Origin of the sequence: Xanthomonas sp. LF07-6 (assembly GCF_034105445.1) — a bacterium.
In the GTDB taxonomy this organism is placed as follows: domain Bacteria; phylum Pseudomonadota; class Gammaproteobacteria; order Xanthomonadales; family Xanthomonadaceae; genus Xanthomonas_A; species Xanthomonas_A sontii.
In genome coordinates this window covers 42392-56947 of the sequence record NZ_JAXGGI010000007.1, presented here as the reverse complement: position 1 = coordinate 56947, position 14556 = coordinate 42392, and the positions used below count along the sequence as shown (strand labels likewise).

Genomic DNA, 14556 nt, shown 5'->3' with positions numbered 1-14556 from the left:
GCGCCGGACTGACCTGCGGTCAGAAGTGGATGACGGTGCGGATCGACTTGCCCTCGTGCATCAGGTGGAAGGCTTCGTTGATCTCGTCCAGCGGCAGGGTGTGGGTGATGAACGGATCGAGGTCGATCTCGCCGTGCATCGCCTGCTCCACCATGCCCGGCAGCTGGGTGCGGCCCTTGACCCCGCCGAAGGCGCTGCCGCGCCAGACGCGGCCGGTGACCAGCTGGAACGGGCGCGTGCTGATTTCCTGACCGGCGCCGGCCACGCCGATGATGACGCTCTCGCCCCAGCCCTTGTGGCAGCACTCCAGCGCCGAGCGCATCACGTGCACGTTGCCGATGCACTCGAAACTGAAGTCCACGCCGCCGTCGGTCAGTTCGACGATGACTTCCTGGATCGGCTTGCTGTAGTCCTTGGGGTTGATGCAGTCGGTGGCGCCCATGCTGCGCGCCAGCTCGAACTTGCCCGGATTGGTGTCGATGGCCAGGATGCGCCCGGCCTTGGCCTGCACAGCGCCCTGGATCACCGCCAGGCCGATGCCGCCGAGGCCGAACACCGCGACGCTGTCGCCTTCCTTCACCTTGGCCGTGTTGTGCACCGCACCGATGCCGGTGGTGACGCCGCAGCCGAGCAGGCACACCTTCTCCAGCGGCGCCTCGGGATTGACCACGGCCAGCGAGATCTCCGGCACCACCGTGTACTCGCTGAAGGTGCTGCAGCCCATGTAGTGGTAGATCGGCTGGCCGTTGTAGGAGAAGCGGGTGGTGCCGTCGGGCATCAGGCCCTTGCCCTGGGTGGCGCGCACCGCCTGGCACAGGTTGGTCTTGCCGGACAGGCAGAACTTGCACTTGCGGCACTCGGCCGTGTACAGCGGGATCACGTGGTCGCCGACCTTGACGCTGGTCACACCCTCGCCCACCGCCTCGACGATGCCGCCGCCCTCATGGCCGAGCACCGCCGGGAAAATGCCTTCCGGATCGTCGCCGGACAGCGTGAACGCGTCGGTATGGCACACGCCGGTATGGGTGATGCGCACCAGCACTTCGCCCTGGCGCGGCGGTTCGACATCGATCTCCACGATCTGCAGCGGTTTGCCTGCTTCGAAAGCGACGGCGGCTCGGGACTTCATGCGATTTCTCCTGGCTGACGGAATGGGCGTGGGGTGGGGATCATTTGAGGTAGGAGCGGACCAGCATGGCCATCTCGCGCACGCGCGCGGCGCGCTGCGCATCGGAGGTGGCGGCATGGCCGAATTCATCGCGGACATGCGCCTGCATCACTTCCGACATCAGGCCGTTGACCGCGCCGCGGATGGCGGCGATTTGCTGCAGCACAGCAGCGCAGTCCGTCCCCTCCTCCAGCGCGCGTTCCAACGCCTCGGTCTGGCCGCGCAGGCGGCGGATGCGGGCGAGGACGCGCTTCTTTTCGTGCGGGGCGTGCGGCATGTGGCGGGGACTCGGGAACTATACTGGGGGATAGTATTCCTGCCATCGGAAAAAGAAAACGCCCGCGCCGTTACTCCACCCATCCTGGCCGACCCGGGCGCGGCCGGACGCCCCGCCGCGCGGGTGCCGGCGCATGGCAATGCGTGTCGGCCCAGGACACGAAACCGCCATGTTCGCGCCGCCGGTGCTGCCTATGATGGCCATGCGTTCATGCGCGGGCCCCGGTGCCGGTGGCCACGTCCCTGCCCGCCCCCAGTTCCAGGCAGCCGCGGCCACGTCTAGACTGGGCGAATCCCCGTGTGGCCGCCCTTCAAGATCGTGGACATGAAATCCTTCATTCTGGTCGTCGACGACGATCCGGATCTGCGCCGACTCATCAGCGAGTTCCTGAGCGACCACGGCTATCAGGTGGACACCGCCGAGACCGTGGCGGAGATGCGCCTGCGGATGGCCGAGCGCCAGCCGGACCTGGTGATCCTGGACGTGATGATGCCCGGCGAGGACGGCCTCAGCGCCGCCCGCCAGCTCGCCAGCGAGCGCGGCGCGCCGGCGGTGATCATGCTCAGCGCGCTGGGCAGCGACACCGACCGCATCATCGGCCTGGAAGTCGGCGCCGACGACTACCTGGCCAAGCCGTGCAATCCGCGCGAGCTGCTGGCGCGGGTGCGCGCCCTGCTGCGGCGCAGCCAGGCGGCGACGCTGCCGCCGGAAGCGCGCGGCAACGTCTACGAGTTCGCCGGCTGGCGGCTGGACGTGATCCGCCGCGATCTGCGCGATCCCACCGGCATCTTCATCAATCTCTCCGACGGCGAATTCGCGCTGCTGCGCACCTTCGTCGAGCATCCGCAGCGCGTGCTCAGCCGCGACCAGTTGCTCGACTACGCGCGCGGCCGCGATACCGAGGTCTACGACCGCGCCATCGACAGCCAGATCAGCCGCCTGCGCCGCAAGATCAACGAGCGCGTGCAGACCGAACTGATCCGCACCGTGCGCAACGAGGGCTACATGCTGCTGCCGAGCGTCGCCCGCCTGTGAGCGGGCCCACGCGCGCCCGCCGCGGCGTGCCGATCTTCGCCCGCGCCTTCCTGCTGCTGGTGGTGGCGCTGCTCACCGCGCAGCTGATCGGCATCGCCCTGGTGCTGCGCACGCCGGTCTACGAGATGCCGGTGCACCCGCCGGAGGTGATCGCCCTGCTCAGCACGCGCATGCCGGCCGGCACCCAGACCCTCAAGGTGCAGGACACCGCCCATGCGCCGCTGCCGGCGCGCGACCAGGTGCGCGACCGCAACGTGGAACGGCTGATGGCGCACTGGCTGGAAGTGGCGCCGGACCAGGTGCGCTTCTACCGCAACAGCGACGGCCGCCTGGAACGCCTGCGCCTGCGCCTGGGCGAACGCCCGCCGCCGCCGCCGCATGCCATGGCGTCCGACGACGACGTCCCCGCACCCGCGGAGGTGGCGCCCCCAGCCACCGCGCAGCAACCGCCGCCACCGGAACCGCCTCCTGCGCCGGGCGAGGCACCGCGCAATGGCGCCTTCGGCGCGACCATGCGCGCCGTGGGGTGGCGCGAGCGTGGCTTCGCCCCGGCGGTACCGCTGCTGGACGGCTTCACCGCAGCCCTGCGCCAGCCCGACGGGCACTGGCGCAGCGTGATGTCGCCGCCACGACGGTTCTCCAACGAATTCAAGACCCAGGTGGTGATGCTGTTCCTGGTCGGCATGCTGGCGATGCTGCCGCTGGCCTGGTGGTTCTCACGGGCGCTGTCGGCGCCGATCCGGCGCTTCGCCGAGGCCGCCGACCAGCTCGGCCGCAATCCCGACGCGCAGCCGCTGCGGCGCAGCGGCCCCAGCGAGATCGTGCAGGCGGCCGATTCCTTCAACGCGATGCAGGCGCGCCTGAACCGGCTGATCAACGAGCGCACGCACATGGTCGCGGCGATCGCCCACGACCTGCGCACGCCGTTGGCGCGACTGGCGTTCCGCCTGGAGACCCTGCAGCCGCCGCTACGCGAGAAGACCATGGCCGACATCGACGAGATGAAGGCGATGATCTCCGCGGCGCTGGACTTCATCCACAACGACAGCCGCCGCGGCACCCGCTCGCCGCTGGATTTCCGCCTACTGGTGGAAAGTGTGGTCGACGACGCCAGCGACACCGGAGCCGACGTGGTGCTGCTGCTCGGCGACGCCATCACCCTCGACGGCGACCCGCTGTCGCTGCGGCGCATGGTGATGAACCTGGTGGAGAACGCGCTGAAATATGGCAAGCGCGCACGCCTGCAGCTGCGTCACGAGGACGGCGAATGCGTGCTGTGGATCGACGACGACGGCCCCGGCATCGATCCCGCACAGCGCGAGAAGCTGTTCCTGCCGTTCTTCCGCGGCGAGAACTCGCGCAACCGCGATACCGGCGGCATCGGCCTGGGCCTGTCGGTGGCGCACAGCATCGTGCTGGCGCATGGCGGCCAGATCGCCCTGGACAACCGCCCCGAGGGCGGCCTGCGGGTCAGCGTGCGGCTGCCGTGCCAGGCGGTCGGCGGCTGAGCCGGGCGCGCCGCCGTTCCGCCGCACGTCGATCGACTCAGCGCTGGTTCGGCTCGACGACCACGGCCGTGCCATAGCACAGCACTTCGGTCAGGCCGGCCATCAGCTCGGTGGCGTCGTAGCGCACCGCGACGATGGCGTTGCCGCCCATCTGCCGCGCGTGCTGCAGCATGTCCCGGTACGTCTCAAGGCGCGCCTGCTCGCATAGCTCGGTATAGATGGTGATGTTGCCGCCGAACAGCGTCTGCAGCCCGCCGAGGAAATTGCCGACGATGGAGCGCGAGCGCACGGTGATGCCGCGCACGATGCCCAGATTGCGCACGATCCGGTAGCCGGGAAGCTCCAGCGCGGTGGTCACCATCGCATCGTTCAGTGGCGAGACCGCCGCGCGCGGCGGCGAGGAATTGTACGGATCGGTCATCGGTGTGCCCTGCTGGCGTGGCCCGTGGCTCCGCGGACCGCGGACCCGGCGCGCACGCACCGAGGCCGGCAGTGTTAGCACCGCATGAAGAACCACGCAATCGCCAGCACCAGGCCGCCACCCCATAGCAGCAGCATCGCCACGACGCCGGCCAGCACGACCGCCACCCGCCATCGGCGCAGCCCGCGCGAACGCCGCACCACGTGCACGCACAGCCAGCCGCCCAGCACCACGCCGCTGGCGACCACCGCCCATCCGAGCAGATCGATGAGCGGATCCTTGGGACCAAAGTCGGCGGGGCATTGGCTGGTCGCATACGCGGATGCCATGCAGCCGAGCGACGCCATCACAAGCGCAATGCGTTCGAAAAGACGCTGTCGAACGCTCGTGCGCTCTACGACCGCTCGCGAAGACGTGCCTGGTGCCATCACGGCGCGTGCTTGAGATTGGATTTGCGCAGGCCAAGCCCTTTCCAGAACGCCGGGGGATAGTGCAGATCCGGGCGCCCCACCCATCCCCGTACAAGATCGAGTTCGTAGCCCTCGTCCAGCTTCCGGTAGTGGACCGACGCAATGGCGATCTGATCCCAATCACCGGTGAAGGTGAGGTCGGCCAGCGACGCGGGATAAGACCCGGTACGCAGCTTGTACAGTTCAACCAACGACACCACCGTCTTGAAATGCTGGTCGCCGAACTTGGCATCGGCCTGCTCCTGCAGACCGCAGGCGGAAACGGCAAAGGCAACGAGCAACACCACACCAACGATCTTCAGTTTCATGCATCCCCCCAATGACGCTCTCTCCGGCACCACAAGCGCCTCTCGCTCGGATCGCGATAGCGACGGCATTGCCCCGCCACGCATAGTGCACGTGACACCAGCCTACATTGGGTAAGCCAGCCGCCGGCCGACTATGGCAAAAGCGGGCTTCCCGCCGCCATCCATTCCGGCAACGACGCCGCAAGCGGCACGCGCTCTGCCTCGGCCACGGCGCCCAGATCGCAGAGAAAGAGGGATACGCCGGTCCGGCCAACGCAACCAGCACGCCTTGGCCGCCGCTGTCGTCGCCGATCAGCACATGGCGCGGCAGGCAGCGCGCGACCTAGAAGGCCGCATGGCGTTCGGTCAGGTCAGTGGCGGCGTACAGCCGCACTCCATCGGCGCGCGGCCGCCCGGCCCGGGACGCGACCAGGGCGCGGATGGGCGGCGGCGAGGTGTCTAGCGCAAAGGCCATAACCGTCGCCACCATGGCGGCGTTTGCGGCGCTATGGCATCCGCATGTCGCTGCGCCACAGCGTCGGCATGACGCGACAGCAACAGCGGCAGTGCGGTCGCCCGCCAGAACACCAGGCTGACGTATCCCGAGGACATGCCGCCATGGCTGAGGCGCGGCACGAAGACCGACTCGACGGATGCGTCGTCCAGCGCCGTGCCGACCAGGCGCGCGAAGGTGTCGGCGAGCAGTGCCTCGCACTGCGTGGCCGTCGCCGGCAACGGCGCGCCGGCCAGGGTCGACGCCATCTCTTCCCACAGATACGGATCGCCACGGCCGCCCCATCTGCTCGGCTCGTCCTGGAATAGGCCCGCCATGTCACCGATCGCGGTCATCGTTCTGCTGGCCTGCGGACGCGCCGCTGCACTCAGTACGCGAACTCGCGGAACACGTGGTCGATGTCGCCCTGCCAGGCGCCGTGGTACAGCGCCAGCTTGCGCTCGGCCGCGGTCTCGCCGCCATGCAGGATTTCCACCAGCGGTTCGAGGAAGCGCGATTCGTCCTGTCCGTCGCGGTTCAGGCGCGCGCGCCGGCGCAGGCCGGACAGGGCGATCTTCACCGCCTCGGCAGCCAGGTCCTGCACGGTGCCGTTGCGGAACGGCAGCTTCAGCGCCTGCTTCGGCACGCCGTCGCGCAGCGCGTGGCGTTCGACCAGGCTGAAATCCTTGACCAGGTCCCAGGCCGCGCCCAGCGCCGCATCGTCGTACAGCAGGCCGACCCAGAACGCCGACAGCGCGCACAACCGGCCCCACGGACCGGCGTCGGCGCCGCGCATTTCCAGGTACTTCTTCAGGCGCACTTCCGGGAACGCGGTGGTCATGTGGTCGGACCAGTCGCGCAGCGTCGGCAACGCACCGGGCAACGCCGGCAACTTGCCCTGCAGGAAATCGCGGAAGCTCTGCCCGCTGGCGTCGATGTAGGTGCCATCGCGGTAGGAGAAGTACATCGGCACGTCGAGCAGATAGTCGACGTAGCGCTCGTAGCCGAAGCCGTCCTCGAACACGAAGTCGAGCATGCCGGTGCGGTCGGCGTCGGTGTCGGTCCAGATATGCGAGCGGTAGCTGAGGTAGCCGTTGGGCTTGCCCTCGGCGAACGGCGAGTCGGCGAACAGCGCGGTGGCGATCGGCTGCAGCGCCAGCGACACGCGGAACTTCCTGATCATGTCCGCTTCGCTGGCGTAATCCAGGTTGACCTGCACCGTGCAGGTGCGGGTCATCATGTCCAGGCCGAGCGAACCGACCTTGGGCATGTAGCGCTTCATGATCTGGTAGCGGCCCTTGGGCATCCACGGCATCTCGTCGCGGCGCCACTTCGGCTGGAAGCCCATGCCGAGGAAACCCAGGCCCAGTTCGTCGGCGACCTGCTTGACCTCGTTGAGGTGGCTACCCACTTCCACGCAGGTGTCGTGGATGGTCGGCAGCGGCGCGCCGGACAGTTCCAGCTGGCCGGCCGGCTCCAGCGTCACCGAGGCGCCATCGCGCAGCAGGGCGATGGTGTGCCCGGCCTCGCGCACCGGCGCCCAGCCGAAGCGGGTCAGGCCCAGCAGCAAGGCCTCGATGCCGCGCTCGCCGTCGAAGGTCGGCGGCCGCAGATCGTCCAGCCGGAAGCCGAACTTCTCGTGCTCGGTGCCGATGCGCCACTGCGCTTCGGGTTTTTCTCCGGAGGCAAGCACCTCGACCAGTTCGGCACGGTCGGTGATCGGCGTCTCGGCAACGTGGCTGGGGCTCGACAAGGGCAGGACTCGCACGGCGGGTGAGGCGATGTGGGGACCATCCCCTGCCATCGCAAGGCCCGCACTATAGCGTGCCGGGGGCGCGGCCCGCGTCGCTACCGGCGGCACTGCAGCATTCCATGACCGCGCCGCTGACGGCGTCGAGAGTGAGACGCAGCAAGCGTTCGCGGCGCCGGCTCGGCTAGGCTGCGGTCTCCTTCCCGCTCCGCCGCAGGCAGCGCCATGCGCCCGACCCACTCCGAACGCCATCGCACCGACCGCGCCGGCTGGCTGCGCGCGGCCGTGCTCGGCGCCAACGACGGCATCCTGTCCGTGGCCGGCCTGGTGGTCGGCGTCGCCAGCAGCGGCGCGTCGGCGGCCACGGTGCTGACCACCGGCATCGCCGGCCTGGTCGCCGGCGCGATGTCGATGGCCGCCGGCGAATACGTGTCGGTGCAATCGCAGGCCGACACCGAGCGCGCCGACCTGGCGCTGGAACGCCGCGAGCTGCACGAGGACCCGCAGAGCGAACTGGACGAACTCACCGCGATCTATCGCCAGCGCGGGCTGGACCCCGGCCTGGCCCGCCAGGTCGCCGAGCAGTTGACCGCGCACGATGCGCTGGGCGCGCACGCGCGCGACGAACTCGGCATCACCGAGAGCCTGCGCGCACGTCCGCTGCAGGCGGCGGCCGCATCGGCGGCCGCGTTCTGCTCCGGCGCCGCACTGCCGATCGTGGCCGCCTGGCTGGCGCCGGACGGCCGGCAACTGTGGGTGACCGGCGCGGCGACCCTGATCGGCCTGTCGCTGACCGGCGCGCTGGCCGCGCGTGCCGGCGGCGCCTCGGGCCTGCGCGGCGCGGTGCGGGTGGTGTTCTGGGGCGCGGCGGCGATGCTCGCCAGCGGCGCGATCGGCCATGTGTTCGGCGTGCATGTCTGAGCGGACGCGACCGCCGCTGCGCTAGCATCACCGGCCATGGCCGACACGACTTCCCCCGACGCTTTGCTGCTGGCGCGCCTGGCCAGCCTGGCCGACTGCACGCAGGCTGAGGGCTACGCCTGCATCAGCGCGCGCCGCGAACATGGCGCGCGCTCGGTGGAGATCCCGCAGCCGCACCTGGCGATCCTGCTGCAGGGACGCAAGCAGGTGCGCACCGCGACACAGGCCCTGGACTTCGTACCGGGCGATCTGTTCCTGGTGACGCGGCGCTGCCGCATCGATGTGGTCAACATCCCGGATCCGCACAGCGGCCTGTACCTGAGCGTGCTGGTGCCGCTGTGCGAGGAAGCGCTGAGCGCGGCACGCGTGCTGTGGAACGAGCCGCTGCCCGCCGCCGGCGCGGAACTGGCGCGTCTGCGCGCCGAGGAGTTCGGCAGCACCCTGCTGCAATGGCGGCAGGCGCTGCAGGACGGCCGCTACACCGAGGCGCGGCTGGCGCTGGCGGCCCTGGTGGTGGCGCTGTGTCGGCAAGGCCACGGCGGCCTGCTGCTGCCGCCGGCGCCGAGCGTGGCCGCGCAGGTGCGCGATCTGATCGCCGCGCAGCCACAACGCGACTGGCGTTCGCGCGACATCGAGGAGCGCCTGGGCTTCAGCGGCGCGACCCTGCGCCGGCACCTGGCCGGCGAACGCACATCGTTGCGCGAACTGCTCACCGATGCGCGCCTGGCGCACGCGATGCAACTGCTGTACACCACGCGCTGGCCATTGAAGACGGTCGCCGCGCACGCCGGTTACCGCTCGGTGCGCAGCTTCAGCCAGCGCTTCCAGCAGCGCTATGGCCTGGATCCTGCCAGCATCGGCAACTGATCCACGGCGGCGTGAGCGCCGCGCGCAGCGGAATGAGCGAATCGCGCAGCGGCGCCGGCGCAGCATGCCGTTACCGCGGCGCACGCCGCTCTGCCAGGAAATCCCATGTCCGTGTTCCCGTTGCGCGCGTTGTGCGCGCTGGCCATGAGCGCCAGCGCGGCGCTGACGCTGCCATCACCCGCTCATGCCGCCGCGCCGGCCAGCGCCCAGACGCAGGTGCCCGGCGTCTATCGCCAGGCGATCGGCCGCTTGCGGGTCACCGCCCTGTTCGACGGCACCGTGGCGCTGTCGCGCGCGGAACTGGCGAACATTCCGCCGGAGGCGATCGCACGCCTGCTCGACCACCGCTATGTGCCGGAGAACGACAAGGGCCTGCAGACCGCGGTCAACGCTTATCTGATCCAGGACGGCACGCACCTCACCCTGGTCGATACCGGCACCGCGACCTGTTTCGGCCCTGGCCTCGGCCAGGTGCTGGCCAACCTGCGCGCGGCCGGCTATGCGCCAGAGCAGGTCGACGACGTGCTGCTGACCCACGCCCATCCCGATCACCTGTGCGGCCTGCTGGACGCACAGGGCCAGCCCGCCTATCCCAAGGCGACGGTGTGGCTGAGCGCCGCCGACGCGGCGTACTGGCTGGACCCGGCCAGCGAGGCCGGGGCGCCGCAGGCACTGCGCTTCGCCTTCCCGCTGGCGCGGGCGGCGGTGGCGCCCTACCAGGCCGCGCAGCGGCTGCGCCGTTTCCGCCCCGGCGATGCGCTGCCCGGCGGCGCGGTGGCGCTGGATACCCACGGACACACGCCCGGGCACGTGTCGTACCGCTTCGACGGTGGTGCGGGGCAGCAACTGCTGGTGTGGGGCGATCTGGTGCACTACCACGCGGTGCAGTTCGCGCAGCCGCAGGCGTCGTTCGAGGCCGACAGCGACCGCGCCGCGGCGATCGCCGCGCGCAAGCGCATGCTGGCGCAGGCCGCGGACCACGGCTGGTGGGTAGCCGGCGCGCATCTGCCGTTCCCGGGACTGGGCCACGTGCGTCGCGAGGGCCAGGCATTCGCCTGGGTGCCGACCGAATTCTCGCCGTTGCCGGCGGCGCCTTGATTGGCCCGTACCCTCATCCGGCACTGCGGGGCACCTTCTCCCAATCGGAGAAGGAACAGCGGCTAGCCCCTCTCCCCCCCGGGAGAGGGGTTGGGGTGAGGGTCCGGCGCGAAGCGTCTCGCGGAGCTTGGGCGCCAGCGCCGCCCCGCTCACTCCGCGGCAGTCGGCTCCGTCTCCAACCCCAGCCAGCGGCCGACGATGCCGCGTGCTTCGTCCACGCCCTGGCGGCTCTCGCCGGAGAAGGCCTGCACGCTGACGGTGTCGCCGAACGCACTGGTCAGCTCCTTGCGTACCTGCTGCAGCACCTGCCCCTGCTGGCCGCGGCCGAGCTTGTCGGCCTTGGTCAGCAACGCATGCGCGGGCAGCCCGCGCTGGGCGGCGTAGCCCAGCATCTGCCGGTCGTAGTCCTTCAGCGGATGACGGATATCCATCACCACCACCAGCCCGCGCAGGGCCTCGCGCGTGCGGAAATAGGTGTCGATGAACTTCTGCCAGTGCGCCTGCAGTTCCTGCGGCACCTTGGCGTAGCCGTAACCGGGCAGGTCCACCAGGTAGCGCTCGGGCTGGACCTGGAAGAACACCAACTGCTGGGTGCGGCCGGGCGTCTTGGACACGCGGGCCAGGGCGTTCTGCCGGGTCAGCGCGTTCAGCGCGCTGGACTTGCCGGCGTTGGAGCGGCCGGCGAAGGCCACTTCCCAGCCGCCGTCGTCCGGCAACTGGCGGGCATTGTGGGCGGACAACAGATAGTGGGCACGTTCGAGGATCAGCGACATCCCCCTAGGATCGCACGTCCAGGGCCCCGGGCGGGCTTCGTTGACCGCCGGGCCGCGGCATGCCGATAATCGCGCGAGTGCGGTCGCCGTCCGGCAGCCGCGGGGTCGGGTCATACGGAGCTTCAGCAATGCGCCACGCTCGCGTTCTTGCCTTTGCCGGTCTAGCGGTTTCCGTCGCCGCCGCGGTCGCGTTCGCGCAGACCTCGGTGGTTCCCATTCCCGACCACGCGCCGGTGCGCACCACGCCGCTGGAGGGCGACATCGGCAAGGCCGCCTGGGGCGACCCCAAGGCCGGCCAGGCCAAGGCCGCGGCCTGCGCCGCCTGCCACGGCGCGGACGGCAACCCCGCGATCGCCATGTATCCGCGCATCGCAGGCCAGGTGGAGCGCTACAGCGCGCGGCAGATGGCGCTGATCGCCCACGGCGAGCGCACCAGCGGCGCGGTCGCGGCGATGGTGCCGTTCGTGCAGCCGCTGAGCGCGCAGGACATGCGCGACATCGGCGCCTACTTCGCCACGCAGAAGGCCGGCGCCGGCATCGCCGACGACGCGGTGATCGCCGACGGTCCCTACGCGGGCATGAAGTTCTACGAGGTCGGCCAGCAGCTGTATCGCGGCGGCGACGCGACCCGCGGCATTCCCGCGTGCATGGCCTGCCACGGCCCGGCCGGCGCCGGCAATCCGGGTCCGGCCTATCCGCATCTGGGTGGCCAGCACGCCGATTACGTGGCGCGGCGCCTGCAGGAATACCAGGCCGGCACCACCCAGGAGCGCGATCCGACGATGTTCAAGATCATGGCGCAGGTGGCCAAGCCGCTGACCGACCAGGAGATCAAGGCGCTGGGCAGCTACCTGCAGGGCCTGCACGACCGCGCCGACGACGCGGCCGCCGCGCAGGCGGCACCGGCCGCGGCGACGCCACAGCAGCCGGCGCCCGCGCAACAATCCTGACCGCGCGCCGCCGCGGCGGCGCCGGCCCGTTTCCCCTTCGCGCCGGTCCCGACGACCGGCGTTCGTTTTTTGCCATTGGAGATCGCATGAACCGTCTGCCCCGCCTGCTGTTGTGCCTGCTCGCCCTGCTGCCGTTGAGCGCCTGTGCGCAACCCAAGTCCGCCACCGCGGTGGAAGGGGAGGACTACACGCTGATCGCCAATCCCAAGCCGTTCGCGCCGCTGGCCGGCAAGATCGAGGTGGTGGAAGTGTTCGGCTATACCTGCCCGCATTGCGCGCACTTCGAGCCGCTGCTGGAGGAATGGGCGGGCAAGCAGGCCAAGGACGTGCGCCTGACCCTGGTGCCGGCGGCGTTCGGAGGCTACTGGGACAACTTCGCCAGCGCCTTCTATGCCGCGCAGCAGTTGGGCGTGCAGAGCCGCAGCCACCGCGCCATGTTCGAGGCCATCCACGACAAGCGCAGCGTGCCGGTGCAGAACGTGGCGCCGGAGGAACTGGCCACCTTCTACGCCGGCTTCGGGGTCAAGCCGCAGGCCTTCATCGCCGCCTACCAGAGCCCGCAGGTCGCTGCGCAGGTGAAGGCCGCGCGCGATTTCGCCGTGCGCGCCGACATCTCCGGCACCCCGGCGCTGATCGTCAACGGCAAGTACCTGGTCAAGGGCAAGAACTTCGAGGACATGCTGCGCATCGCCGACGCGTTGATCGCCCGCGAGCGCGCAGGCAAGTAATCGGCGTACGGCGCTTCATCCGCGCCATGGCATCATGACGGGGTGGCCGGACCGCGCTTGCGGCGCGTCCGGCATTTGTCCCCCATCCTGCTGGAGATGTCGCCGATGAAGACCCGCTTCGCCCTGACCCTGATGGCCCTGCTGCCGATCCTGGTGGCATGCAAGGCCCAGGACGGCACTGCCGACGCCGTCGCCCCTGCCTCCGGCACCGCTGCCGCCCCGGCTGCCGCGCCCGCCGCCGGCAACGATGCCGCCGCTGCGCCCGCCGAGACGCCGGCCGCGCCCGCGGCCACCACCGCCGATGCCGCTGCACAGCCTGCCGCCACGGAAGGCGACAACGCCGCCGCCAAGCCGGTCGCCGCCAAGACCCCGAACGGCCCAGAGCCGGTTGCCGGCACCGACTACGTCGACATCGCCGGCGGCCAGCCGTTCCAGCCGACCAACGGCAAGATCGAGGTGGCCGAGATCTTCGGCTACGTCTGCCCGGCCTGCGCGCGCTTCCAGCCGCTGATCGGCCCGTGGAAGGCCGGCCTGCCGTCGGACGTGCGCTTCGTCTATGTGCCGGCGATGTTCGGCGGTACCTGGGACGACTACGCCCGCGCGTTCTACGCAGCCGAGGCGCTGGGCGTGCAGGAGAAGACCCACGAGGCGCTGTACAAGGCGATCCACGTCGACGAGACCCTGAAGGGCGAGCGCGGCCGCGACTCGGTGCAAGACATCGCCAACTTCTACGCCAAGTACGGCGTGGACCCGAAGCAGTTCGCCGACACCATGGGCAGCTTCGCGGTGGCCACCAAGACCAACCGCGCCAAGCAGTTCGCCACCCGTAGCGGCATCACCGGCACGCCGTCGCTGATCATCAACGGCAAGTACCTGGTCAAGGGCAAGAGCTACGACGACATACTTCGCGTGGCCGATCACCTGATCGCGCGCGAGCGCGCGGCGATGGCCAAGTAAGCCGTCCGCCCCGGGCCGCACCGCCGTGACCGCTCCCGCCACCCGCACCCTGCGCGTGCTGACCGCCAACATCCAGGCCGGTTCCAGCACGCGCCGCTACAGCGACTACGTGACCCGCAGCTGGTCGCACGCGCTGCCGGCCGGGCGCAAGCGCAGCAGCCTGGACGCGATCGCGCAGTTGGCCAGCGACCACGACATCGTCGGCCTGCAGGAGGCCGACCCCGGCAGCCTGCGCTCGGGCTTCACCAACCAGACCCACTACCTGGCCGAGCGCGCCGGCTTCAACTACTGGAGCCACCAGCCGAACCGACGCGTGGGCGGCGTGGCCTCCAGCGCCAACGGCCTGCTCAGCCGGCTGGAGCCGGTGGAAGTCCAGGACCACGCCCTGCCCGGCCGGCTTGGCGGGCGCGGCGTGCTGCTGGCCAAGTTCGGCAACGGCGCCGAAGGCCTGGCGGTGGCGGTGGCGCATCTGTCGCTGGGCGCCAACTCGCGCGCGGCGCAGTTGGCCTTCATCGCCGAGTTGCTGTCCGATCATCCCAACGTGGTGTTGATGGGCGACTTCAACTGCGTCGCCGACCGCCCGGAAATGCAGTTCCTGTACCAGCGCACGCGGCTGCAACCGCCGGGCTGCGTGGTGCCGACCTTCCCCAGCTGGCGCCCGCAGCGCGCCATCGACCACATCCTGGTCAGCGACGGCCTGCGCTGCAACGCGCAGCGTGCGGTGCCCGCCGCCTTTTCCGACCATCTCGCCGTGGCCACCGAAATCGAAGTGCCCCAACACTTGCTGCGCTGAGACAAAGCGCCACACCGGCATCTCATGTGGGAGGGGCTTCAGCCCCGACGCGACGCGCCA

The 14556-nt window shown here is 70.2% G+C and carries 17 protein-coding genes; 9 read left to right on the top strand and 8 right to left on the bottom strand.

All coding sequences use genetic code 11. From position 1 onward, the window contains the following. Positions 1 to 19: 19 nt before the first annotated feature. Positions 20 to 1129, bottom strand: a complete 1110-nt coding sequence (locus tag SLW56_RS12570) for an S-(hydroxymethyl)glutathione dehydrogenase/class III alcohol dehydrogenase (RefSeq protein ID WP_017912530.1) — start codon at positions 1127 to 1129, stop codon at positions 20 to 22. A 40-nt stretch (positions 1130 to 1169) separates the two neighbouring features. Then, the gene (locus tag SLW56_RS12565; protein WP_017908003.1) at positions 1170 to 1445 is read right to left on the bottom strand and encodes a metal/formaldehyde-sensitive transcriptional repressor; all 276 of its coding nucleotides are present in this window, start codon (positions 1443 to 1445) and stop codon (positions 1170 to 1172) included. Between the two features lie 318 nt (positions 1446 to 1763). Between SLW56_RS12565 and SLW56_RS12560 the strand changes: the two genes are divergently transcribed. Together SLW56_RS12560 and SLW56_RS12555 are read left to right on the top strand one after the other, a co-directional pair. Then, positions 1764 to 2480 carry a response regulator transcription factor gene (locus SLW56_RS12560; RefSeq protein ID WP_026143454.1) on the top strand — a complete coding sequence of 239 codons (717 nt, stop codon included), beginning with the start codon at positions 1764 to 1766 and terminating at the stop codon, positions 2478 to 2480. Further along, positions 2477 to 3988 carry an ATP-binding protein gene (locus SLW56_RS12555; RefSeq protein ID WP_320694933.1) on the top strand — a complete coding sequence of 504 codons (1512 nt, stop codon included), beginning with the start codon at positions 2477 to 2479 and terminating at the stop codon, positions 3986 to 3988. The genes SLW56_RS12560 and SLW56_RS12555 overlap by 4 nt, the downstream gene beginning before the upstream one ends. A 37-nt stretch (positions 3989 to 4025) precedes the next feature. On the opposite strand, the gene SLW56_RS12550 is transcribed toward SLW56_RS12555, so the two are convergent. The 5 genes from SLW56_RS12550 to SLW56_RS12530 form a co-directional block, all read right to left on the bottom strand. Continuing rightward, positions 4026 to 4409 (bottom strand): YbjQ family protein, encoded by a 384-nt coding sequence (locus tag SLW56_RS12550; RefSeq protein ID WP_152180951.1) that lies wholly within the window; start codon positions 4407 to 4409, stop codon positions 4026 to 4028. A gap of 74 nt (positions 4410 to 4483) precedes the next feature. Continuing rightward, a complete protein-coding gene (locus SLW56_RS12545; RefSeq protein ID WP_320694932.1) occupies positions 4484 to 4756 on the bottom strand; it encodes a hypothetical protein in 273 nt (90 codons plus the stop codon). A gap of 80 nt (positions 4757 to 4836) precedes the next feature. Further along, on the bottom strand, positions 4837 to 5187 hold the full coding sequence (locus tag SLW56_RS12540) for a hypothetical protein (RefSeq protein ID WP_017908640.1): 351 nt from the start codon (positions 5185 to 5187) through the stop codon (positions 4837 to 4839). Between the two features lie 438 nt (positions 5188 to 5625). After that, a complete protein-coding gene (locus SLW56_RS12535; RefSeq protein WP_267124865.1) occupies positions 5626 to 6015 on the bottom strand; it encodes a hypothetical protein in 390 nt (129 codons plus the stop codon). 32 nt (positions 6016 to 6047) lie between these two features. After that, positions 6048 to 7412, bottom strand: coding sequence for a glutamate--cysteine ligase (locus tag SLW56_RS12530; protein WP_017908643.1), 1365 nt, complete (start codon positions 7410 to 7412; stop codon positions 6048 to 6050). A gap of 222 nt (positions 7413 to 7634) precedes the next feature. On the opposite strand from SLW56_RS12530, the gene SLW56_RS12525 reads away from it, so the two are divergent. The 3 genes from SLW56_RS12525 to SLW56_RS12515 all read left to right on the top strand — a co-directional run bounded on the left by SLW56_RS12525 (position 7635) and on the right by SLW56_RS12515 (position 10295). Continuing rightward, positions 7635 to 8330, top strand: a complete 696-nt coding sequence (locus SLW56_RS12525; RefSeq protein ID WP_153750678.1) for a VIT family protein — start codon at positions 7635 to 7637, stop codon at positions 8328 to 8330. Positions 8331 to 8366: 36 nt separating this feature from the next. Continuing rightward, positions 8367 to 9197, top strand: a complete 831-nt coding sequence (locus tag SLW56_RS12520; protein WP_320694931.1) for a helix-turn-helix transcriptional regulator — start codon at positions 8367 to 8369, stop codon at positions 9195 to 9197. A 105-nt stretch (positions 9198 to 9302) separates the two neighbouring features. Next, on the top strand, positions 9303 to 10295 hold the full coding sequence (locus SLW56_RS12515) for an MBL fold metallo-hydrolase (protein ID WP_153750675.1): 993 nt from the start codon (positions 9303 to 9305) through the stop codon (positions 10293 to 10295). Positions 10296 to 10444: 149 nt separating this feature from the next. On the opposite strand, the gene yihA is transcribed toward SLW56_RS12515, so the two are convergent. Beyond that, positions 10445 to 11068: a ribosome biogenesis GTP-binding protein YihA/YsxC gene (gene yihA / locus SLW56_RS12510; protein WP_295928363.1), complete on the bottom strand. Its 624-nt coding sequence runs from the start codon at positions 11066 to 11068 to the stop codon at positions 10445 to 10447. A 128-nt stretch (positions 11069 to 11196) separates the two neighbouring features. On the opposite strand from yihA, the gene SLW56_RS12505 reads away from it, so the two are divergent. From SLW56_RS12505 to SLW56_RS12490, 4 genes are all read left to right on the top strand, one after another. Further along, positions 11197 to 12018: a c-type cytochrome gene (locus tag SLW56_RS12505; protein WP_026143360.1), complete on the top strand. Its 822-nt coding sequence runs from the start codon at positions 11197 to 11199 to the stop codon at positions 12016 to 12018. Between the two features lie 86 nt (positions 12019 to 12104). Next, on the top strand, positions 12105 to 12746 hold the full coding sequence (locus SLW56_RS12500) for a thiol:disulfide interchange protein DsbA/DsbL (RefSeq protein WP_017910536.1): 642 nt from the start codon (positions 12105 to 12107) through the stop codon (positions 12744 to 12746). Between the two features lie 105 nt (positions 12747 to 12851). Next, the gene (locus SLW56_RS12495; RefSeq protein ID WP_320694930.1) at positions 12852 to 13703 is read left to right on the top strand and encodes a thiol:disulfide interchange protein DsbA/DsbL; all 852 of its coding nucleotides are present in this window, start codon (positions 12852 to 12854) and stop codon (positions 13701 to 13703) included. Positions 13704 to 13728: 25 nt separating this feature from the next. Continuing rightward, positions 13729 to 14496: an endonuclease/exonuclease/phosphatase family protein gene (locus SLW56_RS12490; RefSeq protein ID WP_152237554.1), complete on the top strand. Its 768-nt coding sequence runs from the start codon at positions 13729 to 13731 to the stop codon at positions 14494 to 14496. Positions 14497 to 14556: the final 60 nt, after the last annotated feature.